This window comes from Kribbella sp. NPDC104740 (genome assembly GCF_055583505.1).
On record NZ_JBVJNV010000008.1, the window covers coordinates 122,711 to 147,591 of the forward strand.

The 24,881-nt window shown below is 70.4% G+C and carries 27 protein-coding genes; 12 read left to right on the forward strand and 15 right to left on the reverse strand.

Annotated features, from left to right (window positions below; genetic code table 11):
- The first annotated feature begins 63 nt into the window (after positions 1–63).
- The gene (locus tag ACZ6Z4_RS33210; RefSeq protein ID WP_465573837.1) at positions 64–756 is read left to right on the forward strand and encodes a nitroreductase family protein; all 693 of its coding nucleotides are present in this window, start codon (positions 64–66) and stop codon (positions 754–756) included.
- On the opposite strand, the gene ACZ6Z4_RS33215 is transcribed toward ACZ6Z4_RS33210, so the two are convergent.
- The 7 genes from ACZ6Z4_RS33215 to ACZ6Z4_RS33245 all read right to left on the reverse strand — a co-directional run bounded on the left by ACZ6Z4_RS33215 (position 734) and on the right by ACZ6Z4_RS33245 (position 6,354).
- A complete protein-coding gene (locus tag ACZ6Z4_RS33215; RefSeq protein ID WP_465574454.1) occupies positions 734–1,402 on the reverse strand; it encodes a GNAT family N-acetyltransferase in 669 nt (222 codons plus the stop codon). The two genes, ACZ6Z4_RS33210 and ACZ6Z4_RS33215, sit on opposite strands and share 23 nt — an antisense overlap.
- 2 nt (positions 1,403–1,404) lie before the next feature.
- On the reverse strand, positions 1,405–2,334 hold the full coding sequence (gene era, locus ACZ6Z4_RS33220; protein WP_465573843.1) for a GTPase Era: 930 nt from the start codon (positions 2,332–2,334) through the stop codon (positions 1,405–1,407).
- Positions 2,318–2,653, reverse strand: coding sequence for a cytidine deaminase (locus ACZ6Z4_RS33225; protein WP_465573845.1), 336 nt, complete (start codon positions 2,651–2,653; stop codon positions 2,318–2,320). Before ACZ6Z4_RS33225 ends, era begins: the two co-directional genes overlap by 17 nt.
- Before the next feature lie 19 nt (positions 2,654–2,672).
- Positions 2,673–3,977, reverse strand: coding sequence for a hemolysin family protein (locus ACZ6Z4_RS33230; RefSeq protein WP_465573848.1), 1,305 nt, complete (start codon positions 3,975–3,977; stop codon positions 2,673–2,675).
- A 7-nt stretch (positions 3,978–3,984) separates the two neighbouring features.
- Positions 3,985–4,461: an rRNA maturation RNase YbeY gene (gene ybeY, locus ACZ6Z4_RS33235; RefSeq protein ID WP_344167967.1), complete on the reverse strand. Its 477-nt coding sequence runs from the start codon at positions 4,459–4,461 to the stop codon at positions 3,985–3,987.
- Positions 4,458–5,384 (reverse strand): PhoH family protein, encoded by a 927-nt coding sequence (locus ACZ6Z4_RS33240; protein ID WP_465574457.1) that lies wholly within the window; start codon positions 5,382–5,384, stop codon positions 4,458–4,460. The genes ybeY and ACZ6Z4_RS33240 overlap by 4 nt, the downstream gene beginning before the upstream one ends.
- 190 nt (positions 5,385–5,574) lie before the next feature.
- Positions 5,575–6,354 (reverse strand): hypothetical protein, encoded by a 780-nt coding sequence (locus ACZ6Z4_RS33245; protein ID WP_465573852.1) that lies wholly within the window; start codon positions 6,352–6,354, stop codon positions 5,575–5,577.
- A 108-nt stretch (positions 6,355–6,462) separates the two neighbouring features.
- Here ACZ6Z4_RS33245 and ACZ6Z4_RS33250 point away from each other — a divergent pair, with 108 nt between their 5' ends.
- Positions 6,463–6,987 (forward strand): SigE family RNA polymerase sigma factor, encoded by a 525-nt coding sequence (locus ACZ6Z4_RS33250; protein ID WP_363674571.1) that lies wholly within the window; start codon positions 6,463–6,465, stop codon positions 6,985–6,987.
- Positions 6,984–8,093 (forward strand): Gmad2 immunoglobulin-like domain-containing protein, encoded by a 1,110-nt coding sequence (locus ACZ6Z4_RS33255; protein WP_465573856.1) that lies wholly within the window; start codon positions 6,984–6,986, stop codon positions 8,091–8,093. The genes ACZ6Z4_RS33250 and ACZ6Z4_RS33255 overlap by 4 nt, the downstream gene beginning before the upstream one ends.
- A 5-nt stretch (positions 8,094–8,098) precedes the next feature.
- Here the strand turns inward: ACZ6Z4_RS33255 and ACZ6Z4_RS33260 are convergent, their stop codons facing one another.
- The 6 genes from ACZ6Z4_RS33260 to ACZ6Z4_RS33285 all read right to left on the reverse strand — a co-directional run bounded on the left by ACZ6Z4_RS33260 (position 8,099) and on the right by ACZ6Z4_RS33285 (position 13,507).
- Entirely contained in the window at positions 8,099–8,746 is a 648-nt protein-coding gene (locus ACZ6Z4_RS33260; protein WP_465574460.1) for an SAM-dependent methyltransferase, read from the reverse strand.
- Between the two features lie 5 nt (positions 8,747–8,751).
- Positions 8,752–9,477: a 16S rRNA (uracil(1498)-N(3))-methyltransferase gene (locus ACZ6Z4_RS33265; RefSeq protein ID WP_465573859.1), complete on the reverse strand. Its 726-nt coding sequence runs from the start codon at positions 9,475–9,477 to the stop codon at positions 8,752–8,754.
- A gap of 7 nt (positions 9,478–9,484) precedes the next feature.
- The gene (gene dnaJ, locus ACZ6Z4_RS33270; RefSeq protein ID WP_465573864.1) at positions 9,485–10,627 is read right to left on the reverse strand and encodes a molecular chaperone DnaJ; all 1,143 of its coding nucleotides are present in this window, start codon (positions 10,625–10,627) and stop codon (positions 9,485–9,487) included.
- A 34-nt stretch (positions 10,628–10,661) separates the two neighbouring features.
- Positions 10,662–11,681, reverse strand: coding sequence for a heat-inducible transcriptional repressor HrcA (gene hrcA, locus ACZ6Z4_RS33275; protein WP_465573867.1), 1,020 nt, complete (start codon positions 11,679–11,681; stop codon positions 10,662–10,664).
- A gap of 96 nt (positions 11,682–11,777) precedes the next feature.
- A complete protein-coding gene (locus tag ACZ6Z4_RS33280) occupies positions 11,778–12,881 on the reverse strand; it encodes a Gfo/Idh/MocA family protein (RefSeq protein ID WP_465573872.1) in 1,104 nt (367 codons plus the stop codon).
- Entirely contained in the window at positions 12,866–13,507 is a 642-nt protein-coding gene (locus tag ACZ6Z4_RS33285) for a ThuA domain-containing protein (protein ID WP_465573875.1), read from the reverse strand. The genes ACZ6Z4_RS33280 and ACZ6Z4_RS33285 overlap by 16 nt, the downstream gene beginning before the upstream one ends.
- Before the next feature lie 134 nt (positions 13,508–13,641).
- Here ACZ6Z4_RS33285 and ACZ6Z4_RS33290 point away from each other — a divergent pair, with 134 nt between their 5' ends.
- The 6 genes from ACZ6Z4_RS33290 to ACZ6Z4_RS33315 all read left to right on the forward strand — a co-directional run bounded on the left by ACZ6Z4_RS33290 (position 13,642) and on the right by ACZ6Z4_RS33315 (position 18,076).
- Positions 13,642–13,998, forward strand: a complete 357-nt coding sequence (locus tag ACZ6Z4_RS33290; protein WP_465573879.1) for an EF-Tu/IF-2/RF-3 family GTPase — start codon at positions 13,642–13,644, stop codon at positions 13,996–13,998.
- Between the two features lie 22 nt (positions 13,999–14,020).
- A complete protein-coding gene (locus ACZ6Z4_RS33295; RefSeq protein ID WP_465573881.1) occupies positions 14,021–14,905 on the forward strand; it encodes an MBL fold metallo-hydrolase in 885 nt (294 codons plus the stop codon).
- Between the two features lie 76 nt (positions 14,906–14,981).
- Positions 14,982–16,517, forward strand: a complete 1,536-nt coding sequence (locus ACZ6Z4_RS33300) for an NCS1 family nucleobase:cation symporter-1 (protein WP_465573883.1) — start codon at positions 14,982–14,984, stop codon at positions 16,515–16,517.
- A gap of 56 nt (positions 16,518–16,573) precedes the next feature.
- Entirely contained in the window at positions 16,574–16,816 is a 243-nt protein-coding gene (locus tag ACZ6Z4_RS33305) for a type II toxin-antitoxin system Phd/YefM family antitoxin (protein WP_465573886.1), read from the forward strand.
- Positions 16,813–17,202, forward strand: a complete 390-nt coding sequence (locus ACZ6Z4_RS33310; RefSeq protein WP_465573891.1) for a type II toxin-antitoxin system VapC family toxin — start codon at positions 16,813–16,815, stop codon at positions 17,200–17,202. Before ACZ6Z4_RS33305 ends, ACZ6Z4_RS33310 begins: the two co-directional genes overlap by 4 nt.
- A 49-nt stretch (positions 17,203–17,251) precedes the next feature.
- Entirely contained in the window at positions 17,252–18,076 is an 825-nt protein-coding gene (locus tag ACZ6Z4_RS33315; protein ID WP_465573897.1) for a DUF3097 domain-containing protein, read from the forward strand.
- Here ACZ6Z4_RS33315 and ACZ6Z4_RS33320 read toward each other — a convergent pair.
- Positions 18,051–20,636 (reverse strand): DUF3376 domain-containing protein, encoded by a 2,586-nt coding sequence (locus ACZ6Z4_RS33320; protein WP_465573938.1) that lies wholly within the window; start codon positions 20,634–20,636, stop codon positions 18,051–18,053. The two genes, ACZ6Z4_RS33315 and ACZ6Z4_RS33320, sit on opposite strands and share 26 nt — an antisense overlap.
- Before the next feature lie 142 nt (positions 20,637–20,778).
- Here ACZ6Z4_RS33320 and ACZ6Z4_RS33325 point away from each other — a divergent pair, with 142 nt between their 5' ends.
- Positions 20,779–21,369, forward strand: coding sequence for a hypothetical protein (locus ACZ6Z4_RS33325; RefSeq protein WP_465573972.1), 591 nt, complete (start codon positions 20,779–20,781; stop codon positions 21,367–21,369).
- Positions 21,362–22,195, forward strand: coding sequence for a hypothetical protein (locus tag ACZ6Z4_RS33330; RefSeq protein ID WP_465573977.1), 834 nt, complete (start codon positions 21,362–21,364; stop codon positions 22,193–22,195). Before ACZ6Z4_RS33325 ends, ACZ6Z4_RS33330 begins: the two co-directional genes overlap by 8 nt.
- On the opposite strand, the gene ACZ6Z4_RS33335 is transcribed toward ACZ6Z4_RS33330, so the two are convergent.
- Entirely contained in the window at positions 22,192–23,211 is a 1,020-nt protein-coding gene (locus tag ACZ6Z4_RS33335) for a LacI family DNA-binding transcriptional regulator (RefSeq protein WP_465573984.1), read from the reverse strand. The genes ACZ6Z4_RS33330 and ACZ6Z4_RS33335 overlap by 4 nt on opposite strands.
- 166 nt (positions 23,212–23,377) lie before the next feature.
- Between ACZ6Z4_RS33335 and ACZ6Z4_RS33340 the strand changes: the two genes are divergently transcribed.
- A complete protein-coding gene (locus ACZ6Z4_RS33340; RefSeq protein ID WP_465573989.1) occupies positions 23,378–24,880 on the forward strand; it encodes a SulP family inorganic anion transporter in 1,503 nt (500 codons plus the stop codon).
- Position 24,881 lies beyond the last annotated feature (1 nt).

A 24,881-nucleotide genomic window follows, 5' to 3' on the forward strand; every position in this document is an offset into this window, starting at 1 on the left:
CATATGGGTCGCTTGAGTTTTCCAAGCTCGACTCATGAGTCGAGCGCGTGCCACGGTGATGGCATGTCGTCGCGCGAGCACCGCCACCCGTTCGTCCCGTACGTCGTACCGCGGCTGCCGATCGACGAGGGGCTGCGACGTGGCGAAGAGTTCCACCAGGAGCTCGACCGGCGGCGGTCGGTGCGGTGGTTCTCGCCCGATCCCGTTCCGCAGCGGGCGATCGAGCTCGCCGTCCAGGCGGCGAACACGGCGCCGAGCGGAGCCCACCACCAGCCGTGGACGTTCGTCGCGACGGACGACCCGGAACTGAAGCGAACGGTTCGGGTGGCTGCCGAGGAGGAGGAACGCCGCTTCTACCGCGACCGCGAATTGCCCGACTGGCACGCGGCGCTGGACCGGCTCGAGACCGACGAGCACAAGGAGTTCCTGGACACGGCGCCCTGGCTGGTGGTCGTCTTCGCGCAGAAGCACACCCCGACAGCGGATGGTGGGCTGCGGAAGAACTACTACGTCTCGGAGAGCGTCGGGATCGCCTGCGGGCTGTTCCTGGCGGCGTTGCACCGGATGGGGCTGGCGACGCTCACGCACACACCGAACCCGATGAACTTCCTGACCAAGCTGCTCGACCGGCCACGGACGGAACGGCCGTACATCCTGTTCCCGATCGGCTACCCCGCGGACGACTGCGAGGTGCCGGTGCTGGAGCGCAAGCCGCTGGACGAGGCGCTGGTGGTCAGGCGACCCGCAGGACCGTGACCTTCGTGCGGTTGCTGACGGTGAAGCCGAGGCGTTCGTAGACGCGGATCGCGGGCAGGTTCGCCGTACCGGTGTGCAGGAAGGGCTGGTCGCCGCGCTGCTCGATGCCGGCCGCGACGGCGCGGATCAGGCGGGTGGCCAGTCCGCGGCCGCGGTGGTCGGGGTGGGTGCAGACGGCGCTGATCTCGGTGTGGCCGGGGACGCGGTAGCGCTCGCCGGCCATCGCGATCAGGACACCGTTCTCGCGCAGGCCGAGGTAGCGGCCGAGCTCGACCGTGCGTTTGCGGAACGGGCCGGGATCGGTCAGCGCGACGAGGTCGAGCATCTCCGGTACGTCGGCCGGCCCGAGCTCGACCAGCTCGGGGTCGGTCACGCCGAGGCCCGGTGGCGCGACGAACTGGACCAGGTCGATCGCCGCTTCGACCGTGAAGGTCGCGGGGACGACGAGGTCCGGGTGCTTGATCGCGACCACGCGGCCGGGGCCGACCAGCTCGGCGGCGTCGGCCCAGTCCTGCTCACTCGGCGCGTACGGCAACCCGAGGAAAGGCGCCATGTCCGCGGGGTAGACCCGGACGTTCCCTCGGACGTCGGCAACAGCCGAGTGCGCACCGGACAACGACGCCAGAGCAGGGTTGAGCAGAACCACTGTCAAAAACCCAGTTTTTTCAGGTGCTTCGCGTCGGTCTGCCAGTTCTTGGCGATCTTCACGTGCAGGTCCAGGTACACCGGCGTCCCCAGCAGCGCCTCGATCTGGCGCCGCGCGTTCGCGCCGACCTCACGTAACCGGGCGCCCTTGTGGCCGATCACGATGCCCTTCTGGCTGTCGCGCTCGAGGTACAGGTTCGCGTAGATGTCGAGCAGCGGCTTGTCCTCCGGACGGCCCTCGCGCAGCATCATCTCGTCGATGGTGACCGCGATCGAGTGCGGCAGCTCGTCGCGCACACCCTCCAGCGCCGCCTCCCGGATCAGCTCGCCGACCAGGATCTCCTCCGGCTCGTCGGTGACGTCGCCGTCGGGGTACAGCGGCATGCCGGTCGGCAGCAGCTTGACCAGCTCGTCGGCGACGGTGTCCACCTGGAACCCGTCGACCGCCGACACCGGCACGATCGCCGCCCACTCGATCCCGTACGCCTGGCCCAGCTCGGCGATCTGCCCCAGGTGCTCGACCATCCGCTCCGGGCTGACCAGGTCGGACTTCGTGGCCAGCGCGACCTTCGGGGTCTTGGCGACCTTCGCGGCCTCCCCGACCAGGAACCGGTCGCCCGGCCCGATCCGGTCGCTGGCCGGCAGGCAGACCGCGATCACGTCGACCTCGGCCCAGGTGGTCTTGACGATGTCGTTCAGCCGCTCACCGAGCAGCGTCCGCGGCTTGTGCAGCCCGGGGGTGTCGACCAGGATCAGCTGCGCGTCGTCGCGGTGCACGATCCCCCGGACCGCGTGCCGGGTGGTCTGCGGCTTCGACGAGGTGATCACGATCTTCTTCCCGACCAGCGCGTTGGTCAGGGTCGACTTGCCCGCGTTCGGCCGCCCGACGAAACAGGCGAACCCGGAGCGGAACTCCTCAGGTGTGGACGACATCTCGAACCTCTCCGTTGCCATCAGCAACGACTACGGGCAGCGCGGCGCCACCGAAGTACCGGACCACCTCGACGTCGACCTGCTCGCCGTCGGTGACCACCGCGGCGGCCTCGAGCCCCTTGACCCCGGACGACACCGCCATCGCCGTGGCCAGCTGGAGCGCGGACAGCAGCACGGTGTCGAGCTGGACGGTACAGGCAGCGTACGTCCGGCCGTCGGTGTCACGGACGGCGGCACCCTCGGCCGCCCGGGTCCGCGCGCGGGCGGCGCGGGCCAGGGTGACCAGTTTGGTGTCCTCGTCGGAGAGGTCAGCGAGCAACGGAAGGCTCCAAAGGGTTTCAGGCAGTCTGGTGACTGCTGTCCTGCGGCTGCTCGGCGACGTCGATCCGCCGGACCAGCACCGTGCCGATCTGGTTGCGGCGGCCGGACGGCCGTTCCGCGGTGAGGGACAGGCCCTCGATCTCGACCTGCGCGCCCGGGATCGGCACCTTGCCGAGCAGCTTGGCCATCAGCCCGCCGACGGTGTCCACGTCGTCGTCGTCCAGCGGCAGCCCGAACAGCTCACCGAGCTCGTCGATCGGGTACCGGCTGGACAGCCGGTAGGCGCCGTCGGACAGCGCCTGCACCGCCTCCGGGGCCTCGTCGTACTCGTCGGTGATCTCGCCGACGATCTCCTCCAGGATGTCCTCGATGGTGACCAGGCCGGCGGTGCCGCCGTACTCGTCGACGACCATCGCGACGTGCATCCGGGCCGCCTGCATCTCGCGCAGCAACTGGTCGACCGGCTTGCTGTCCGGGACGTACATGCACGGCCGCATCACCGACTCGACCCGCTCGGTCGACTCCGACTGGGCGTTGTCGTAGACGCGGCGCATCACGTCCTTGAGGTAGACCACGCCGAGGATGTCGTCCAGCGACTCCCCGACCACGGGGATCCGGGAGTACCCCGAGCGCAGCGCCAGGGAGGTCAGCTGCCGCAGCTTCTTGTGCCGCTCGATGTAGACCATGTCGGTGCGCGGCACCATCACCTCGCGCACGATCGTGTCGCCGAGCTCGAAGACCGAGTGGATCATCTGCCGCTCGTCGGCCTCGATCACCGCGGACTTCTCGGCCAGGTCGACCAGCGCCCGCAGTTCGGACTCGGTCGCGAACGGGCCGGCCGCGAACCCCTTGCCGGGGGTGAGCGCGTTGCCGATCAGGATCAGCAGCTTCGGGATCGGGCCGAGCACCGTGGTCAGCGCCATGATCGGGCCGGCCGAGAGCATCGCGAACCGGTCCGAGTGCTGCCGGCCGAGCGTGCGCGGGGCGACGCCGATGATCACGTACGAGACCACCACCATCACCACCGCGGTGATCAGGATGTGCTCCCAGGTCACCGTGAAGATGTTGGACAGCGCCTGGGTGACCAGCACGATCGCGGTGATCTCGCAGGTCAGCCGGACCAGGAGCAGCGTGTTCAGGTAGCGCGGGGCGTCGGTCAGCAGGTCACGCAGCCGGGCCGCGCGCAGGTTGCCCTGCTCGACCTGCTCGTTGGCCCGGACCTTCGAGTACGCCGAGATGGCCGCCTCCGCGCCGGCGAAGACACCGGCCAGCAGCACGAGTGCCGCGGCCACCACCAGCAGGACAGCGTCCTGGGAGCTCACCGCGACGTCACTCCTCGCCGAGCCGGTTTCCCGGCGCGCGCCAGGCTTCCAGCAGCCGGCCCTGGACTTCCCACATCTCCGCCTTCTCGGCCGGTTCGGCGTGGTCGTACCCGAGCAGGTGCAGGATGCCGTGCACGGTCAGCAGCTCCAGCTCGGCCCACGTCCCGTGGCCGGCCTTCGCGCCCTGGGCCGCGGCCACCGTCGGGCACAGGGCGATGTCACCCAGGTGCCCGAGCGGCGGCTCGGAGTCGTCGGAGTCGCTGCCCGGACGCAGCTCGTCCATCGGCCACGACATCACGTCGGTCGGACCGGGCAGGTCCAGGAACTCGACGTGGTAGCGCGCCATCGTGTCCTCGTCGACCAGCTTGATCGACAGCTCGCACTCGGGGTGCAGGCGCAGGCTCGACATCACGAAGCGGCTCAGCCGCATCAGTCCGTGGGCGTCGATCTCCACGCCGGACTCGTTGTTGACCTCGACGTTCATCGGTTCGGTTCAGCGCTGCCTTCGTAGTTTTCGTAGGCCGACACGATCCGGCCGACCAGCTTGTGCCGGACCACGTCGTGCGACGTGAGCCGGCAGAACGTCAGGTCCTGGACGCCCTCCAGGATGTCCTGCACGACCCGCAGCCCCGAGTTCGTCCCGGTCGGCAGGTCGACCTGGGTGACGTCACCGGTGACCACCATCTTGGAGCCGAAGCCGAGCCGGGTGAGGAACATCTTCATCTGCTCGGGCGAGGTGTTCTGCGCCTCGTCGAGAATGATGTAGGCGTCGTTCAGGGTCCGGCCGCGCATGTAGGCCAGCGGCGCGATCTCGATGGTGCCGGCCGTCATCAGCCGCGGGATCGACTCCGGGTCGAGCATGTCGTGCAGCGCGTCGTACAGCGGCCGCAGGTACGGGTCGATCTTCTCCGACAGCGTGCCGGGCAGGAAGCCGAGCCGCTCACCGGCCTCGACGGCCGGCCGGGTCAGGATGATCCGGTTGACCTCCTTGGCCTGCAGCGCCTGGACCGCCTTGGCCACCGCCAGGTAGGTCTTGCCGGTTCCGGCCGGGCCGATGCCGAACACGATCGTGTTCTTGTCGATCGCGTCCACGTAGCGCTTCTGGTTCAGCGTCTTCGGGCGGATCGTCCGGCCGCGGCTGGACAGGATGTTCTGGGTCAGCACGTCGGCCGGGCTCTCGGCCGTCTCGGCCTTGATCATCGCGATGCTGCGCTCGACGGAGTCGGCGGTCAGCCCGTGACCGGTCCGGACGACGGCGATCAGCTCGTCGACCAGCCGCTCGGCCAGAGCCAGCTCGGCCGGCTCACCGTTCATCGTGATCTCGTTGCCGCGGACCATGATGTCGGCCGCGAACTCCTTCTCGATGATCCGGAGGAACTCGTCCCGGGCTCCGAGCAGCGCCACCATGTCGATGCTGTTCGGCACGACGATCTTGTGGGACGCCTTGGGCGGCTCGTTGCCGCCGGCGCGCGTCGCACCCTGGTGCGACGGCTCGATACTGCGTGGCCTGGACAGCCTTTCCTCCTGGTGCCTGGTGACGATGACCTTGTCCATGCTAGCCGTACGCTCCGACACACTCACTCGATAAAACCCGCGATCATCCACGGGATGCGCGCTGACCAGGCGTTTTGTCCAGTTCAAGCCGGTCGTCCCGCTCGGCACGCCACCGCTCGTCGGCCCGCAGACACACCCGTACGCCGTCCGTGGCCGCGCGGAACAGCGGCTCGACGGCCGCCCGCAGCACCGCGTCGGCGCGGCTCGGATCGCCGCGGGCCTCCTCGTACGCCGCCAGGATCCGGTACGTCGCTTCGACGGCGGCACGCGCCGTACCGGAGCCGGCCGGGGGCTTGTCGAACTCACTGTGATGAGTGGAGCCGAACAGGGCGAACACGTGGAGCGCGCTGACGGCTGCCGTCGGGTCACCTGCGTACACCGCGTAGTCTCGCCAGGTATGTGCGCCGCTGTAGCTGTCCTGTACCGCGTGCACGGCGGCGCCGAGGTGGCGCAGCGGGTCACCGTCCGTGGCCGCCCGCCGCAGCTGGTCGAGGACGTAGTCGGCGTTGACCCGCAGGTTCTCCTCACCGGTCACGTACGGGTTGGCCATGCAGTGCTCGCGCTGCACGCCGGGGTTGACGTACGCCGAGTGCAGGGTCGGTCCCAGGCCCACGAACGGGTAGGTCCGGCCGCGGCCGGAGAAGTCGCGGATCAGCCCCGCGGCGACCGGCCGGTCCTGGTGAGCCTGCGCCCGGTCGACGGCGGCGGCGTACTGGGCCCGGGTGAAGCCGCGGAGCAGGTCGCGGGCGCCGTACAGGCGGTCGACGGCGGCGGTGGTCAGCTCGCGGTGGCCGGACCAGTGCTGGTTCCCGTGCTGCTTCATGGGGGCTCCTGAATGCGGCGTAGGTCACAGAATGAGGCCGAACTTTCCGACGGTTGTCAACCTGGGACACCGCCGACGCGTCATCGTCATGTGGCGCAACCTGCCGTGGTGTATGACGAGTCAGTGGCTCAGGAGTCCTCGTGGAGTGCCGACGAGGCGCTGACGGCTGTCTACACGGCGCACTACACGTCGTTGGTCCGCCTCGGCGCCCTGCTGCTGCGTGACCGGGGGACGGCGGAGGAGATCGTGCAGGACGCCTTCGTGGCGATGCACGCCCGCTGGCACCGGCTGCGCGACCCGCACAAGGCGCTGGCGTACCTGCGGACCGCCGTGGTGAACCGCTGCCGCTCCCGGCAGCGGCACCTGGTGGTCGTCGACAAGCACATGCCGCGCTCGCTGCCCGACGAACCGAGCGCGGAGGCGGCCGTACTGCGGACCGCCGAGACCGACCGGGTGATCGAGGCGATGCGCACGCTGCCCGAGAAGCAGCGCACGGTGATGGTGCTGCGGTACTACGGCGACCTGTCCGAGGCGGAGATCGCCGAGACGATGGGGATCAGCCGCGGATCGGTGAAGAGTCATGCCGCGCGGGCGACCAAGTCGCTGCGCCAGGTCCTGGAGCAGAGCGCATGAACGACCAGCCGAACAACGAGTTCGACGAGCTGATGCGGCGGGCCCTGCACAGCGAGGCCGACCGGATCGAACCCGCCGACGGGCTGCACGAGATCCAGGCCCGGGTCAGCACCGCGCGCAAGCCGGTGAACCGGCGGCCGTGGGTGCTCACCGCCGGGGCGGCCGTGGTCGGGACCGCGGCGGCGATCGGCGCGTTCGCCGTACTGAACGGGGAGGACCGGCAGGCCGGCGACAGCGAGGTCGCGGGCGCGCCGGACACGACGGCCAGCGCGACCGGTACGCCGCACACCTCGAAGCCGTCGCCCACGCTGCCGTCGCCGTCGGCGTCCGCACCGAGCGATCCGGCGGAGAAGGTGCAGCCGACGCAGGCCGGGAAGCTCGAGCCGGAGAGCTCGGGCGCGGTGCCGGTGTACTGGCTCGGCGCGACAGACGGCAGCAAGACGGGCGCGGGCGTGAAGCTGTACCGGACGTTCCTGCCGTTCAAGGGGCGGCCGGCGTACTCGGCGTTGCAGCTGATGACGTCGGGGAAGTCGACCGACCCCGACTACAGCTCGCCGTGGGTCGGTGCGCGGGTGTCGGAGGTCCGGCAGACCGGTTCGCTGACGACGGTCGACTTCAAGGCGCTGCCGAAGACGCGGCTCGACCCCGAAGTCGCGAACCTGGCGCTGCAGCAGCTGGTCTACACCGTGCAGGGCGCGAGCGGTGCGAGCGTGCCGGTGCAGCTCACGTTGCAGGGGCGGCCGGTGGCGCAGGTCTTCGGGACCGAAATCACCCAGCAGCCGCTCGGCCGCGCGCAGGCGCTCGACGTCCAGGCTCTGATCTGGATCACCGCACCGGAGAACGACGCGGTGATCTCGACACCGTTCAAGGTCACCGGGGTCGCGGCGGTGAACGAGGCACAGCTGAACTGGCGGATCACGTCGGCCACCAACCGCCGCGTCGTCGACGAGGGGACGGCGATGACGGAGGAGGCGTTCAAGTTCAGCGCCTACACGTTCGTCGTCGACAAGCTGCCGGCCGGGCGGTACACGCTGGAGGTCTTCGAGGTGTCGGCCGACGACGGGCGGCAGACGTCGACCGACTCGAAGACGCTGCTGGTGAAGTAGCCCGGCTAGATCGAGTTGGCGTCGGGGCTGCGGACGAAGTCGAAGAGCTTGCGGTCCACGTCCAGGGGCTGCGGGTCGCCGGTGAAGCGGTTGACGCCGACCGACCAGCGGACGTCGTCGGGGGCGTCGTACGAGAGCTCCTCGAAGCCCGCGGTGGTGAACCACGCGCGGATGGCCGGGCAGAGGTTGGGCTCCTCGCGGGTGCGGGTCCAGATCACCGTCGCGCCGGGCGCGCAGAACTGCGGGAGGGCCAGGACGGTGTTCTCGACGTCGGCGTCGGAGATGTTGCCGAAGACGCCGCAGAACAGCAGCAGGTCGGCCGGTACGGCGCCGGCGTAGGCGGCGGTCCGGCCGGCGTCGGCCTCGACGACCTCGACGCCGGTGAGGCCGTTGACCGTCGCCGCGGCGCGGGCGAGACCGGCGTTGCGATGGTCGAGCTCGACCAGGCGGGCGGTGACGCGGCCGCGAGCCGGGTGGGTGGCGAGCACCTCGATCAGGTCCCGCCCCTGACCGGCGCAGGCGCTGACCACCTTCAGCGTGCCGTCGGGCTCGGCGTCGAGGCGGTCGCGGATCGCGCGCTGCACCGACGCGAGCCGCCGGCTCAGCGGCGACGCCTCGTCCTCGTACGAGGAGTGCCATTCCAGCCAGTCCATCGAGCTCAAAGCGCGGTCCTCCAACGAGATCCAGCCAGCAGGACGGACGCCGCGGCGACGCCTGCCGTCGATGTCCTGAGCACGGTTTCGCCGAGCAGGACCGGCTCGGCGGCGAAGGTCTTCAGTTCGGCGTCGGTGATGCCGCCCTCAGGTCCCACGACGACCACCACTTCACCGGTAGACGGTGGGTTCAGTGTTGCCAGAGGAGTCTCGGCTTCCTCGTGCAGTACGGCGGCCAGCCCTGCTGTCTGCACGAGCTGTGCCACGTCCGCCGTCGACGCCACCGGCGCCACCTCGCAGAACCAGCTCCGCCGCGACTGCTTGCTCGCCTCGAACGCCCAGGCGCGCCACTTGGTGAGCGTCTTCTCGACACGCTCCGGGTTGGCCCGGAACTGACTGCGCTCGGCGTTCCACGGCACGATCAGGTCGACACCGACCTCGGTCAGCATCTCGACGGCCAACTCGGCCCGCTCACCCTTGGGCAGCGCCTGTACGACGACCAGCCGCGGCGCCGGCGCAGCCACACTCCCCCGCCGATCGACCGCGACGGTGATCCCGGCCTTGGACGACGCGACGACGGCACCTTCGGCGAAACTGCCGACCCCGTCGGTCAGCCGAACTCGCTCCCCCGGCCCGATCCGGCGGACGACAGCAGCGTGCCGTCCCTCCGGACCGTCCAGGAAGAGCTCTTCCTCACTCAGCTCGGTGAGGTGAAAGACCGGCAGGCCCATCGCCGGCTCAGTGGGCGCCGAAGGCGTCTCGGAGGCGGCCGAAGACGCCCTTGTGGGTGGCTTGGACCTGGCCCTGGGGGCGCTCCTCGCCGCGGGAGGCGGCCAGGTCGCGGAGCAGCTGGGCCTGCTGGTCGTCGATCTTCGTCGGGGTCTCGACGATGATCTGGACGATCAGGTCGCCGCGGCCGGCGTGCCGCAGGCGCGGGACGCCGCGGGCGGTGAGCGTCATCGCCGTACCGGACTGGGTGCCGGGGCGGATCTCCAGCGGCGTGGTCTCGCCCTCCAGCGTCGGCAGGTCGATCGTGGTGCCGAGCGCGGCGGCCGTCATCGGCAGCGTGACCGTGCAGTGCAGGTCGTCGCCGTTGCGGCTGAAGATGTCGTGCGGCTCGACCTCGATCTCGACGTACAGGTCGCCGGCCGGGCCGCCGCCGGGGCCGACCTCGCCCTGGCCGGACAGCTGGACGCGGGTGCCGCTGTCGACGCCACCGGGGATCTTCACCGTGACCGTACGCCGGGAGCGCACGCGCCCGTCGCCGGAGCACTCGACGCACGGGCTCGGGATGGTCGTCCCGAAGCCGCGGCAGTTCGGGCACGGGCGCATCGTGCGCACCTCGCCGAGGAACGAGCGCTGCGTGTGCGTGACCTCACCACGGCCGTGGCAGACCTCGCAGGTGACCGGCTCGGAGCCCGCCGCCGCGCCCGACCCCGAACAGGTCGGGCAGAGCACCGCGGTGTCGACCTTCAGCTCGCGCGTCGTACCGAACGCGGCCTCGCTGAGGTCGATCCGGAGCGGGATCAGCGCGTCCTGGCCGCGCCTGGTCCGCGGGCGCGGCCCGCGGGTCGCGCCGCCGGTCTGCCCGAAGAAGGCGTCCATGATGTCGGTGAAGGTGAACGCCTGGCCGAAGCCGGCGCCCGCCCCACCCGGGCCGGCGCTCGCGAACGGGTCGCCGCCGAGATCGTGGACCTGCTTCTTCTGCGGGTCGCTCAGCACCTGGAACGCGCGGCCGATCTCCTGGAACTTGGCGTGCGCGTCCTCGGAGTCGTTGACGTCCGGGTGGTACTGGCGGGCCAGCTTGCGGTAGGCCTTCTTGATCTCGTCCTGGGACGCGTCACGGCTGACGCCGAGGACGGCGTAGTAATCGGTGCTCATACTCCAGACCAGAGGTAGGTGAAACTCGAAGTGATCATGAGTCGGCCAGGATCTGGCTGACGTAGCGCGCGACGGCGCGGACGGCGCCCATCGTGCTGGGGTAGTCCATGTGGGTCGGGCCGACGATGCCGAGGGTGGCCAGCGCCTCCGACTTGGAGCCGTACCCGGTGGCGACCACCGAGGTGGTGGCCAGCTCCTCGTACGGGTTCTCGTGCCCGATCCGGACCGTGAGGGTCTGCGGGTGCGTCGCCTCGCCGAGCAGCTTGAGCAGGATCACGTGCTCCTCGAGCGCTTCGAGCACGGGTTTCACGTTGCGCTCGAAGTCGTCGCCGTACCGGGTCAGGTTGGCGGCGCCGCCGACCGCGATCCGCTGCTCACCCTCGTCGGTGAAGGCCTCCAGCAGCGTCGTCACGATCGCCGCGACGAACGGCCGGTCGGCCGGCGAGAAGGTCTCGGCGACGCCGGTCAGCGCGGTGGTGGCGTCGGTCAGCCGCTGGCCGGTGAGCGCGGAGTTCAGCCGGGAGCGCAGGTCGGCGACGAGCTGCTCGTCGACGTCGGCCTGCGCCTCGACGATCCGCTGCTCGACCCGGCCGGTGCTGGTGATCAGCACCAGCAGCAGCCGCCGCGGGCTCATCGTGACGACCTCGACGTGCCGCACGCTGGACCGGATCAGCGTCGGGTACTGCACGATCGCGACCTGCCGGGTGATCTGCGCCAGCAACCGGACCGTCCGCCGGACGACGTCGTCCAGGTCGACCGCTCCCCCGAGGAACGACGAGATCGCCTTCTTCTCGGCCGCGGACAGCGTCTTGACCGTGCTCAGCTTGTCGACGAACAGCCGGTACCCGGCGTCGGTCGGGATCCGGCCGGCGCTGGTGTGCGGCTGGGTGATGTACCCCTCCTCCTCCAGCGCGGCCATGTCGTTGCGCACGGTGGCCGGGGAGACGCCGAGGTTGTGCCGGTCGACCAGGGTCTTGGAGCCGACGGGCTCGTGGGTGGCCACGTAGTCCTCGACGATGGCCCGGAGCACGTCCAGTTTGCGCTCGTCCAGCACCCGCACCACCCTCTCTCAGCATCCGCGGTCAGCAACCCGACTGGCACTCAGACAGTCCGAGTGCCAGTCTACCGACCCGCGACAGAGGTTTGCGCCTCAGGCAGTTTCGGGCGAGGCTCCCAACGGTACTGCGGCCGGCCGCTCGACCGTGCTGGTGACGTCCACCGGCTGGTCCTTGGCCGCCGCCTCGAGCAGCGACTCGAGCACGTCGAGCACGTGGAAGGCCAGCGCGCCGTCGGCGCGGTGCGGCCCGCCGGTCCGGATCGCGCGCGCCAGGTCAGCAACGCCGACACCGCGCCCCGCTCCGGCGTACCCGCCGGCCACCGGGACCTCGGTCCACTCGCGCTGGGCCGAGGTGGCGATCTCGACCGCGCCGTCGAACGCGTTCGGGTCGGGCACGGACAGGCTGCCGTCGGTGCCGTAGATCTCGATCCGGGGCAACCGGGCGGCCCAGACGTCGAACGACATCAGCACGGTGGTCAGCGCGCCCGACTCGTGCTCGAGGATGCCGGTGACGTGCGTCGGGACGTCGACCGGGAAGGTCTCGCCGGCCCGCGGCCCGCTGTGCACCTTGCGCTCGTCCTGCGACCGGCCTGCCCGCCCGGTGACCCGGCGGACCGGTCCGAGCAGCGTGACCAGGCTGGTCACGTAGTACGGGCCCATGTCGAGCAGCGGGCCGCCGCCGGGCTGGTAGTAGAACTCCGGCGCCGGGTGCCACAGCTCGTGCCCGGGCGTGACGAACGACGCACTGGCCGCCGTCGGTACGCCGATGTCGCCGCGGTCGATGACCGCCCGCGCGGTCTGGGTGCCGGTGCCGAGCACGGTGTCCGGCGCGCAGCCGATCCGCAGCCCCTTCGCCTCGGCCAGGTCGAGCAGCGGCTTGGCCTCGGCCCGGTCGACGGCCAGCGGCTTCTCGCCGTACGTGTGCTTGCCGGCCTCGAGCGCGGCCCGGTGCACCGGCGCGTGCGCGGCCGGGATGGTCAGGTTGAGCACGATCTCGACGTCCGGGTCGGCCATCAGGTCGTCCGATGACAGCGCCCGTACGCCGGGGTGCGCGTCGGCGACGGTCTGCGCCCGCGACACGTCCAGGTCGGCGACCGCGGCGACCTCGACGCCCGGCAGCTTGGCCAGGTGGTCCAGGTAGGTGCCGCTGATGACACCGGTCCCGACGATGCCGACCCGCGTCACTTGCTCGCCCACAGCAGCCCCCGCTCGATGATCGTGCGGACCTCGGGGGTGTCCAGGTCAGCGAGGCTGTGGCCCGGCGTACAGACGAAGACCTTGCCGTCGCCCCAGGTGCGGGTCCAGACGGCGGGCATCGTCGCGCCCTCGATCCACGGGTAGTCCGGGTGCGCCCGGAAGGTCGTGGTGGCGAGGACGTTGTTGGTCGGGTCGGCGTGCACGTAGTACTGCTCGGTGTGCAGGTCGAAGTGCTCGATGCCCTCGACGATCGGGTGCTCGGCGACCACCTCGATCCGGTGGTCGACGAAACCGCCCGGGTGCGAGACGAACTGGCCGCCGGTCATGAAGCTGTAGTCCGCGTTGCTGCGGAACGAGTCGACGATCCCGCCGTGCCAGCCGGCCAGGCCGATGCCGGAACGGACCGCCGCCTCCAGGCCCTTGGCCTCCTCGTTGGTGATCTCGCCCATGCTGATGCACTGCAGCACCAGGTCGGTGCCGTCCAGGTCGAGGTACGCCGACGTGCTGTCGGAGACCGTCACCTCGAAGTCGTTGTCGCGCAGGAAGGGGATGAACAGCTCGGTCGCCTCGACCGGGAGGTGACCTTCCCAGCCGCCCCGGACCACCAGTGCCCGTCGTGTCGTCACGCCGTTCCGCCCTTCAGAGATCGGATCTGTTGCACCGCCTAGGCGACCCTAAGCGCGCCGGTCGTGGCCTTCAAGCCCCTTCCCAGCCGGTGGATATCGTTTACCGGAACCGGCCAGGCCCTAGGCTCCCGGGCATGGGATGGAAGTTCTGGAAGAACGACGAGCGGCCGCAGGACGTCGTACCGGCGGGTGCGCCGCGGGTGCAGGACCGGGTGCAGGACGCGGTGCCGTTCGAGCTGCTCGTCGAGGACGTGTTCTCGATCACGGGCCGTGGCACGGTGGCCACCGGGAGGGTGCAGGCCGGGGTGCTCCGGGTCAACGAGGAGGTCGCGGTCCGGCGCGATGGTGTCGAGGTCCGGCGGGCCGTCGTCACCGGGATCGAGATGTTTCGCAAGACCACCAAGCAGGCGGCCGCGGGCGACCACGTCGGGCTGCTGCTGAGGGGCCTGGACAAGTCCGACGTGCAGCAGGGCGACGTACTGACCCGCTGAGCCCGCGGCTAAGGTCGGTGCCATGAGTGAGTGGACCGAGCTGGGTGATCGATGCTGGGTCCGCCGGTATCGCGAGTGGGACCTGAACGTCGGGCTGGTCGTCGGTGACGACGGCGCCCTGGTGATCGACCCGCGGGCCTCGACCGCGCAGGCCGAGCAGGTGCTGGCCGAGATCCGCGAGCTGACCGATCTGCCGGTGAAGTGGGTCGTGAACACGCACGCGCACTTCGACCACACCTTCGGCAACGCCACCTTCACCGAGGCCGCGAGCTATGCGCACGAGAACGCCGCGGCCGCGCTCGCCGAGCGCGGGCCGGCGCTGCAGGAGCACTACCGCGACCACCCGGGCACCGACCCGGCGTACCCCGGGATCCCGGCCGAGGTGCTCGCCGAGGTCGCCGCCACCGAACTGGTTGCCGTCGACAACACCTTCGCGGTGGCCAAGGTGATCGACCTGGGCGGCCGCCGGGTCGAGCTGCTGCACCTGGGCAACGCGCACACCGACGGCGACGTCGTGGTCGTCGTCCCGGACGTGGACGTGTTCTTCGTCGGCGACCTGGTCGAGGAGTCCGCTCCCCCGGCGTACGGCGACGACTCGTACCCGCTGGAGTGGCCGGAGACGCTGGACCGGGTGATCGGGCTGTTCGGCGCGGACTCGAAGGTCGTCCCGGGGCACGGCGCGGTCGTCGACCCGGAGTACGTGCGCAACCAGGCCGGTGACCTCGGCACGGTCGCGAACACGATCTCCGGGCTGCACCACGGCGGGACCTCGCTCGACGACGCGCTGAAGCACACCGACGACTGGCCCTGGCCGGTCGAGCACCTGGAGCAGGCGATCCGTCGCGGGTACGGCGTACTCGGTGCACCTCGGCGGCCGACGCTGCCGCTGCTCGGGCCCGAGCACTAGTTGTGGTGATCCGTTGACACAGTGACATCCCGTCCCGCACGTTGTTGCGAGGCACCGACGGGATGGGGTGGCACCAATGGTCAACACCGATCAGCTCGATCACCCGGACGGCCGGGTCGAGCTCGCCGACCCGAGCGTGGTCACGCAGAGCCGGTACGGGAACGAGGAGCTCGCGCCGACGCGGATCGCGGAGCGCAAGTGGACGACGTACAACTACGCGGCGCTGTGGATGGGGATGGCGCACAACATCCCCAGCTACCTGCTCGCCTCCGGGCTGGTCGCGCTCGGGATGAACTGGCTGCAGGCCTTCCTCACCATCACGCTGGGGAACCTGATCGTGCTCGTCCCGCTGCTGCTGAACAGCCACGCCGGGACCAAGTACGGGATCCCGTTCCCGGTCTTCGCGCGCGCCTTCTACGGCGTCCGCGGCGCGAACTTCCCGGCGCTGCTGCGGGCCTTCGTCGCCTGCGGCTGGTTCGGCATCCAGACCTGGATCGGCGGGCAGGCGATCCACGTCATCGTCGGTGAGCTGGCCGGCTCGGGCTGGCAGAACGCGGCATCGGTGGGTGGGCACCCGTGGACGCTGTGGCTGAGCTTCGCGTTCTTCTGGCTGCTGCAGATGTGGCTGATCTGGCGCGGGATCGAGGGGCTGCGCCGGTTCGAGAACTGGGCGGCGCCGCTGGTCACGGTCGCGTTCCTGGCCCTGATGATCGCGATCCTGGTCAAGGCCGGCGGGCCCGGCCCGATCCTGTCGCAGCCGTCGACGCTGGGCTGGGACGCCGACTTCTGGAAGATCTTCGCGCCCGCGCTGATGGGGATGATCGCGTTCTGGGCGACGCTGTCGCTGAACATGCCGGACTTCACCCGCTTCGGCGCCGGCCAGCGCCAGCAGGTGATCGGGCAGATCATCGGGCTGCCGACGACGATGTCGTTCATCGCGCTGGTCTCGATCGTCACCACCTCGGGCACGGTGATCGTCTACGGCTCGGCGATCTGGGACCCGGTCGAGCTGACCCGGCGCTTCGAGAACCCGGTCGTCGTCACGGTCGGCCTGGTGATGGCGATCCTGGCCACGATGTCGTGCAACGTGGCCGCGAACGTGGTCAGTCCGTCGTACGACTTCGCGAACGCGCTGCCGCGCTGGCTGACCTTCCGGACGGCGGGCCTGCTGACCGGCGTGATCGGCGTCCTGATCCAGCCCTGGCGGCTGCTCACCGACCCGAGCATCTACATCTTCGCCTGGCTCGGCTTCTACGGCGGCCTGCTGGCCTCGGTCGCCGGCGTCCTGATCGCCGGCTACTGGATGCTCGACCGCACCAACCTGTTCCTCGCCGACCTGTACCTGCCCCGCAGCCGCTACTGGTACGACGCCGGCTGGAACTGGCGCGCGGTCGTCGCCACCCTGGTCGGCTCGGTCCTCGCCGTCGGCGGCGCGTACTCGGCCCCCGGCAGCGGCCCGTTCCCGGAGGACGGGCTGATCCCGTTCCTGCAACCTCTGTACGACTACTCCTGGGTCGTCGGCCTGGCCGGCGGCTACCTGGTCTACCTCGGCCTGACGATCGCGTTCCCGCACCGCGCCGACCGCGCGACGCACGCCGTACCGACGTCCTGACTTTGCCGGGTGGGCGAACCGGCCTAGACTTAGCTAACCGGACTAGGGAGGGTGCTGTGACCGCGGTCGCCACGCAGTTCAACATGCACGAGGCGAAGACTCAGCTCTCCCGCATCGTCGAGCGGGTCGAGCGCGGTGAGGAGATCGTCATCAGCCGCTCCGGCCGGCCGGTCGCCAAGGTCGTTCCGCTGACCAGCACGGCCCGGCCCGGCCGGGGCTCGCTGACCAGTTTCTGGGCCGCCGAGGACTGGGACTCCGCCGAGACCAACGCCGAGATCGCGAAGGACTTCAGCCCGTGATCCCGACCCCGGCCCGGTTGCTGCTGGACACGCACGTCGTCCTGTGGTGGCTGAGTGACAGCGACGAGCTCTCGCCGGGAGTGAAGGACCTGATCGACTCCGAGCTCGAGGTCTACGTCAGCGTCGCGAGCCTGTGGGAGATCGCGATCAAGCTGACCGCGGGCAAGCTGCTGATGCCGGAGTACTGGCTGGACCTGATCGGTCAGAGCGGGCTGCTCGAGCTGCCGATCCGGGCCCACCACGCGGCGGAGGCCGGGCAACTGCCGCCGGTGCACCGCGACCCGTTCGACCGGCTGCTGGTCGCCCAGGCCCAGCACGAGGGCCTCACCCTGGTCACCCGCGACCGGTCGATCCACGCCTACGAGGTCGACCACCTCGCGGCCTAGCCGCGTGTGGTTGACGGGTGAGGCAGTGTCGGCCGCATAGGGTTGGCAGGTGGCTGACAGGTATGGGAACGACGTGCTGGCCGGGGATTGGCGCAAGCCCAAGAACGGGCGGACCGTCGACGTCGAGCTCGAGAAGGGCATGGTCGTCGAGGAGCCGACGTCGGGGTTCGTCGGGGCGGTGGTCCGGTGGGAGCACGGGGTCGTCGACCTGGAGGACCGGTTCGGCAAGATCCGGACCTACCCGATGGGGCCCGGGTTCTGGGTGGACGGCAAGCCGGTGAGTCTGGTCGCGCCGAAGAAGGCGGGGCCGGCCAAGAAGACCAAGACCGCGTCGGGGTCGGTCGCCGTCGAGGGCGTCCGGGCGCGGGTCGCGCGGGCCAGCCGGATCTACGTCGAAGGCCGGCACGACGCCGAGCTGGTCGAGCGGGTCTGGGGTGACGACCTGCGGATCGAGGGCGTCGTCGTCGAGTACCTGGAAGGCATCGACGACCTGCCCGCGATCGTGAACCGCTACCAGCCCGGCCCGGGCCGGCGGCTCGGCGTCCTGGTCGACCACCTGGTCGAGGGCTCGAAGGAGTCGAAGATCGCGGCCCAGGTGAACAACCGGCACGTGCTCGTCGTCGGGCACCCGTTCATCGACATCTGGGAAGCGGTCAAGCCGTCCTCGGTCGGGATCGCGGCCTGGCCGAAGATCCCGTACGGCGAGGACTGGAAGAAGGGCGTGCTGAAGTCGTTCGGCTGGCCGGCCACCGACCAGGCCGACGTCGCCGCCGCCTGGAAGCACATCCTGTCCAAGGTGAAGAGCTTCGCCGACCTCGACCCCGCGCTGCTCGGCCGGGTCGAGGAGCTCATCGATTTCGTGACGATGGACTGATTTCCGGAAGCCGGGCAGCGATCCAACGGCGGATCTGCTGCCGGGCCCGCCGGACGTAGAACGACACCACGAACAGCACCGCCGCCAGCGCCAGCACCACCCCGGACAGCAGCGCGGCAACGATCCGTACGCCGTCAGCGCCGACAAGCCCGGCGACCACCAGCAGCAGTACGCCGATCCCCGCCGCCGCGATCGGCAGCCACGGCTCGAACACGAGCGGCCGGCGTACCGGCTGCAGCTCGGGCTTGCGGATCAGCCGGCTCCACACCGTCTCCCGCGCCGGCTTGGTGAACCACCGCACCGCCCGCAGCAACCACGAGCGCGGCTCGTTCTTGCGCGCCGCCGACGCCTTCACCCAGTCGCCGATCTTCGGATTCAGCCCGCCCGACACGTCGACCAGCCGGTCGGCCAGCCCTCGCGTCGTCGCCTTGCCGGCCTTCGACCCGTTCAGCTCGTCGCGCATCGTGGTCAGCGCGCCGAGCCCGGCGTCGACCGGGAAGTCCTCGGCCAGCCGGCGCACCTGCGCGGCCAGTTCGTCGGCCGTCCAGCCCTCCGACGTCAGCACCTGCCGCTGCGTCTCGCGGATCCAGTCCGGCTCGGCACCAAGCATCGCGCCGAGGTGCGCGACGCAGTGCAGCCGGCCCATCAGCCAGTCCCAGCGCCGCCACTCGGCCGCGCCGAACGCGCCGAAGTGCCCGACCTGCGTGCCGTACAGGATCCGGTCCTTGAGGTCGTTCGCGATCGATCCCTCGGGCAGCTCGTCGAGCAGTGTCAGCGGGATGTCCGGCCCGAGCCGCAGGAACTGGAATGGCGCACTGCGCTGCTGCGGCGTCCGCGCCGACGTGCAGCGCGAGATGATCTCCACCTCGAGCGCGGTCTCCACCATCACCGGACCGACCGCCGCGACCAGCGTCGCGAACTCGTCGCCGAGCGCGCGCTGGATCTGCAGCGCCTCGAAGATGTCGTTCAGCCCGACCGCGACCGCCTCCGCGCCACCGGCCGGGCGCAGGTCGAGATCGGCCTTCGCCAGCTCGGATGCCAGCGCGTCCCGGACCGCCTGGACCTTCAGCAACGCGTCACTCGATGCCTTCAGCCACTTCTCCAGCACCTCGCGGTCGTCCGGCGCGCTGCTGTCGATCTGCGTCCGCAACGACCGCAGCACCAGCCGTACGACGCGCTCGGCCGCGCCCGTTCCCCAAGGCCACAAGGGGTTCCCGTCGGCATCTTCCCGGAGCAACGCCGTCGACCCGTCCGGCCCGGGCACCCACGGGTGATCGGTCGCGAGGATCTCGTCGACCTCCAGCTCGGACAGCGCCGTCGCCGCGTCGAGGACCGTCGAGTGGTCCGGCGACGCGACCGTCACCGCCTCCCAGACCCCACCGGCGGCCCGGCCACGCGAGTACGTCGGCTGCAGCAGCTCCGCGGCCTTGTGCAGGGCGCCCCGGTTCTCCGGGGTCCGCGCGCACCGGTCGTACATCCGCTGGGTGTCCGACCAGGACGCGTCCGCCTCGAGCAGCAGCCGTTCGAGCTGCTCGACGTCGGAGCGGAAGTCGACCTCGCGCGGGAACTGCACGGCCGACAGCGCGGCCACCTGCCAGCCCGGTTCGGTTGCCTCGGGCAACCTCGTCGCGGCCAGCCCGATCCCGGACGACGGTACGACGTACAGCACGTAGCGGCTCGCCTTGCCGGTCACCGGCCGCCGCGCGACGACGTCGAGCACCGGGCCGAACGGCGCGTTGTCGAGCACCCCGCCGTCGACCAGCCAGGCGCCGGCCCCGGTGTGCGCGCCGGGCTGCAGGCGCGGCGGGTTGGTCGCCATGTTGGGCGTCTCCAGCACCGGGCCGAACGCGACGGGGAACGACGCCGACGCCCGCGCGGCCCGGGCCAGCAGCTTGGTGTCGCTGAGCCCGTTGACCGGGTCGACCGAGAACGTGCGCGTCGCGCCGTCGTACAGGGCGCGGTGCTCGCTGGTGAAGCAGAACAGGTACCGATGATCCGGTACGACGAACCGCTGCCCGGCCGCGTCCTTCGCCTCGAACTGCTGCACCCCGAGCCCGGACGCCGTCACGAACAGTGTCACCGGCTCGGCCGCCGTCGTCGGCGCACCGCCGGCGACGCCCTTCAGCAGCTGCTTGAGCTCGGTCAGGAAGTAGTCGCCGTCGAGCACCGACGTGGACGGTTTGCCGACCGCCGGGACCAGCTTGCCGACCTCGAGCGACCCGAGGCCGACCCACTTCTGCCGCAGCCACGGACCGTCGTCGTCACCGGGGTCGAGCGTCGAGCCGTGCGAGACGGCGGTCGCCAGCAACGACCCGTTCAGGCCGCCGGCGCTGGTCCCCGCGATCACGTCGACGACGAGCTTGCGGTGCTCGCCGTTGCGGCGGCACAGCCCGCGCCAGCGTTGCGCCAGCTGTTCGTCGTACGGCTGTGACGGTGGCGCCTGGCCGTCGGCCGACGCGCGCCGGATCAGGTCCAGCTCGTGCGTGACGCCGCCCATCCAGACCGCCAGACTGACGCCTCCGTTGAGCACCAGCGCGATCCGGATCTCGTGGTCGGACATGGTCTCCCCCCTCGTCCACTACGAGGAATACCACGGGCGGAACTACAGAAACAGAGTTCGGCAGCGGAGAGTGAACAAACCAGGTCCGAACTGTTGCCGACACGCCTCACCCGGATCACTCTGGTGGGTGGGGGTGGTGCTGATGTCCCGATGGGCGAAGGCATCGACAGTTCTGCTTCTGCTGTGCCTGGCAGGGTGTGCCGACAGCAGCAACGAAGCCGGGGACGACGACAACAGCAGCAACAGCGTTCCGGTGCAGACCGAGAGCACCGACGAGCCGTCGGTGGAGCCGACAGAGCCGGAGAAGCCGCAGCCGCCGGAGAACAAACCGGCGATCAAGAACGCCAAGCTGCCGGTCGGTGGCCAGGTCGAGTTCGACGACGAGGGCAAGGCCTGCTTCTCGCCCGCCTGGGGATCGGGTGAGCTGCCGTCCGGGGTCGAGATCGTCGCGGTGCGGTACGAGCTGACCGACGAGTCGGTGGTCCGCTTCGGTTCCGGCAACTGCGCGGAGATCGGGCCGCCGTGCGTCGAGGGCACCCAGTTCGGCAGCGGCGCCGACAGTTGCTACCTCGCGCTGGAGAAGGCCGGGCCGGGCCAGACCGTGCTCAACGTGTACGCCGACGTGACCTGCGACTCCGACGCCGTCTGCAGCAAGGTCCAGAGCGACTACCTGCAGATCGGCGGGCTGACGATCTCCGTCGAGGCCGGCGACTCGCCGAGCCCGGATGGCTGAGGAACGCGCCCAGCTCGAACGCTGGGTGAGCTTCGCCGCCGGCATCGTCGCGCCGGTCACGCTGATCAGCGCGCTGCTGTTCTACTTCGGCTACGTCTCCGCGCGCTCGCAGTACGCGTACTTCGGCATCGACGTCGACACGATCGGGCTCAGCACGCAGGACTACGTGATGCGCAGCCCGCAGCCGTTGCTCGTCCCGCTGCTGGTCCTCACGCTGCTCGCCGTCGCCGGTCTGCTGCTGCACAACGCGGTCCACCCCACCGAGCTCACCGTACGCCGAACCGCCGCGGCCGCCGCCGTCCTGCTGATGTTCGGTGTCGCCGGCCTGTTCCTCTACCCGGTGATCGGCCACGTCGCGTACTACGCGCTCGTCGTCCCGATCGTGATCGGCGTCGCCGCGGCCGCGCTCGGCTACCTCTCGTACGCCGCCTCGCGGCTCGGCAGCCGCCGGGCGCCCGTCGTACTGATCGTGCTGCTCGGTGTCGTCACCACGACCTGCGCGTTCTGGGCCACGGCAACCACCGCCGAGTACTCCGGCCGCGGGCTGGCCAAGTCGGACGCGCAGAACCTCGGCCAGTTCCCGGCGGTCATCCTCGACACCAAGGAACGGCTGCAGCTGCGCTCCCCCGGACTCGACGAGACCGCGCTGCGGCCGAGCACCGGCCAGACCTTCAACTACCGCTACCGCGGCCTGCGGCTGCTCGTTGTCGGCGACAACCGGCTGTTCCTGGTCCCGGAGAAGTGGAACCCGTCCAACACCACGCTGGTCGTCTCGCTGGACTCGTCGATCCGCGTCCAGTTCGCGTTCCAGAACGATCCGCCCTAGGCCGAGCCGCGCACCACCAGCTCGGTGTTGTAGATCTCCGGGCTGGTCAGGTCGGCGCCGCCGATCTTGGCCAGCAGCAGCTCGGCCAAGCGCGAGCCCAGCTTCTCGACCGGCTGCCGGACCGTGGTCAGCTGCGGCGTGGTCGTCGTCGCGACCACCGAGTCGTCGAAGCCGACCACCGACACGTCGTCCGGCACCCGGCGGCCGCGCTGCGACAGCACGCGCAGCGTCGCGGTCGCCATCAGGTCGTTGGCGACGAAGATCCCGTCCAGGTCGGGGTGCTCGTCGAGGAGCTGGACCGTCGCCTGCTCGCCGCCCTCGGCGGTGAAGTCGCCGTACGCCACGGCCTCGGCGAAGCCGGCCTCCGCGGCGACCTGCTGGTACCCGGCCAGGCGGTCCAGACCGGCGGTCATGTCCGGCGGCCCGGCGATGCTGCCGATCCGCTTGCGGCCCTTCGACAGCAGGTACTCGACCGCCGTACGGGCCCCGGCGACGTTGTCCACGTCGACGCTGGCCACCGGCACCTCGACACCGATCGGCCGCGCGCTGAACACGATCGGCAGCGGCAGCTGGGCCAGCTCCTGCAGCACGTTGTCGCGGCCGTGGTGGCTGACGATGATCGCGCCGTCGACGTGCCCGCCGCGCAGGTACCGCAGCAGCCGCTGGTCGTCACCCTCCGACGGCTCGATCAGCAGCACCAGCTGCGACGACGTCGGCGCCAGCGTCCGGCTCACGCCGCGCAGGATCCCGGCGAAGAACGGGTCCGAGAAGACCCGGCTGTCCGGCTCGGGCACCACCAGCGCGACCGAGTCCGTACGCCGGGTGACCAGCGCGCGAGCGGCCCGGTTCGGCACGTAGCCGAGCTGGCCGATCGCCCGCTCGACCGCGGCGACCGTGTCCGGCAGCACCTTCGGCGAACCGTTCACCACCCGGGACACGGTGGCCCGGGAGACCCCGGCCAGCGCGGCGACCTGCTCCAACGTCGGAGTCCCACCGGCGTGCGGATCGAATGCCACTGGGACCTCCTTGACGCGATCTGACCTTCACACGGTAATGCCTTTCGGGCCACCGGGTCGGCTATATCCGTCTCACGGTCGTTTCCCGGTCGGGTGATCGATTTCCGGCTCGGGTAAAGTCGCTCGGCGGTGTGGCCTCTGCCACCGCTCACCCTGGGAGATCCCGATGACCTCGCTGACGCCCGAGTCAGCTCTGCCCGTCACGTCCGTACGGGCCGCTCTGCGTTCCCCGCGCCTGCTCAAGACCGAGGCGCTGTCCGGCCTGGTGGTCGCGCTGGCGTTGATCCCGGAGGCGATCAGCTTCTCGATCATCGCCGGCGTCGACCCCCGGGTCGGACTGTTCGCGTCGGTGACGATGGCGATCTCGATCGCGTTCCTCGGCGGCCGGCCGGCGATGATCTCGGCCGCCACCGGCGCGGTCGCGCTGGTGATCGCGCCGGTGATGCGCGACCACGGTTTCGACTACCTGATCGCGACCGTGCTGCTGGCCGGCGTGCTGCAGGTGGTGCTCGGGCTGCTCGGCGTCGCGCGGCTGATGCGGTTCATCCCGCGCTCGGTGATGGTCGGCTTCGTGAACTCGCTGGCGATCCTGATCTTCCTGGCCCAGCTGCCGCACCTGGTCGGCGTCCCGTGGCTGGTCTACCCGCTGGTCGCGCTCGGCGTCCTGGTGATGGTGTTCCTGCCGCGGCTGACGACCGCCGTACCGGCGCCGCTGGTGGCGATCCTGCTCGTCACCGCGATCGTGCTGATCACGCACTCCGGCGTACCGACGGTCGGGGACGAGGGCGAGCTGCCGGACAGCCTGCCGTCGCTGTTCTGGCCGAACGTGCCGTTCTCGCTCGACACGCTGCGGATCATCGGCCCGTACGCGCTCGGGATGGCGCTGGTCGGGCTGCTGGAGTCGCTGATGACCGCGAAGCTCGTCGACGACGTCACCGACACGCCCTCGGTCAAGACCCGCGAGGCCTGGGGCCAGGGCGTCGCGAACGTGATCACCGGCCTGTTCGGCGGGATGGGCGGCTGCGCGATGATCGGGCAGACGATGATCAACGTGAAGGGCGGCGGCGCCCGGACCCGGATCTCGACCTTTCTGGCCGGCGGCTTCCTGCTGGTGCTGCTGGTCGGCCTCGGCGACCTGGTCGGGCTGATCCCGATGGCCGCGCTGGTCGCGGTGATGGTGATGGTCTCGGTCGGCACCTTCGACTGGCACAGCATCCGGCCGAGGACGCTGCGCCGGATGCCGCGCAGCGAGACCTCGGTGATGCTGGCGACGGTCGTGGTCGTGGTCGCGACCCACAACCTGGCGATCGGTGTCGTGGTCGGCGTCCTGGTCGCGATGGTGCTGTTCGCCCGCCGGGTCGCGCACTTCACCCAGGTCGCGGAGGTCCCGACCTCCGAGCCGGACACCAAGGTTTACGCCGTCACCGGCGCGCTGTTCTTTGCCTCCAGCAATGATCTGGTGCACCAGTTCGACTACCGCGGCGACCCGGCCCGGGTGATCGTCGACCTGACCGACTCGCACGTCTGGGACGCCTCGACGGTCGCGACGCTGGACGCGATCACCACCAAGTACGCCCGGTACGGCAAGACGGTCGAGATCGTCGGCCTGAACGCCGCCAGCGCCGAGCGCCGCGACCGGCTGGCCGGCACCCTGGGGGCCGGCCACTAGG

Coding starts and splice junctions, on each gene's coding strand:
- ACZ6Z4_RS33210 (WP_465573837.1), top strand. CDS start 64: ATGTCGTCGCGCGAGCACCGCCACCCGTTCGTCCCGTACGTCGTACCG.
- era (WP_465573843.1), bottom strand. CDS start 2,334: ATGTCGTCCACACCTGAGGAGTTCCGCTCCGGGTTCGCCTGTTTCGTC.
- ybeY (WP_344167967.1), bottom strand. CDS start 4,461: ATGAACGTCGAGGTCAACAACGAGTCCGGCGTGGAGATCGACGCCCAC.
- ACZ6Z4_RS33240 (WP_465574457.1), bottom strand. CDS start 5,384: ATGGTGGCGCTGCTCGGAGCCCGGGACGAGTTCCTCCGGATCATCGAG.
- ACZ6Z4_RS33245 (WP_465573852.1), bottom strand. CDS start 6,354: ATGAAGCAGCACGGGAACCAGCACTGGTCCGGCCACCGCGAGCTGACC.
- ACZ6Z4_RS33255 (WP_465573856.1), top strand. CDS start 6,984: ATGAACGACCAGCCGAACAACGAGTTCGACGAGCTGATGCGGCGGGCC.
- ACZ6Z4_RS33260 (WP_465574460.1), bottom strand. CDS start 8,746: ATGGACTGGCTGGAATGGCACTCCTCGTACGAGGACGAGGCGTCGCCG.
- ACZ6Z4_RS33265 (WP_465573859.1), bottom strand. CDS start 9,477: ATGGGCCTGCCGGTCTTTCACCTCACCGAGCTGAGTGAGGAAGAGCTC.
- dnaJ (WP_465573864.1), bottom strand. CDS start 10,627: ATGAGCACCGATTACTACGCCGTCCTCGGCGTCAGCCGTGACGCGTCC.
- ACZ6Z4_RS33290 (WP_465573879.1), top strand. CDS start 13,642: ATGGGATGGAAGTTCTGGAAGAACGACGAGCGGCCGCAGGACGTCGTA.
- ACZ6Z4_RS33295 (WP_465573881.1), top strand. CDS start 14,021: ATGAGTGAGTGGACCGAGCTGGGTGATCGATGCTGGGTCCGCCGGTAT.
- ACZ6Z4_RS33300 (WP_465573883.1), top strand. CDS start 14,982: ATGGTCAACACCGATCAGCTCGATCACCCGGACGGCCGGGTCGAGCTC.
- ACZ6Z4_RS33320 (WP_465573938.1), bottom strand. CDS start 20,636: ATGTCCGACCACGAGATCCGGATCGCGCTGGTGCTCAACGGAGGCGTC.
- ACZ6Z4_RS33325 (WP_465573972.1), top strand. CDS start 20,779: ATGTCCCGATGGGCGAAGGCATCGACAGTTCTGCTTCTGCTGTGCCTG.
- ACZ6Z4_RS33330 (WP_465573977.1), top strand. CDS start 21,362: ATGGCTGAGGAACGCGCCCAGCTCGAACGCTGGGTGAGCTTCGCCGCC.
- ACZ6Z4_RS33340 (WP_465573989.1), top strand. CDS start 23,378: ATGACCTCGCTGACGCCCGAGTCAGCTCTGCCCGTCACGTCCGTACGG.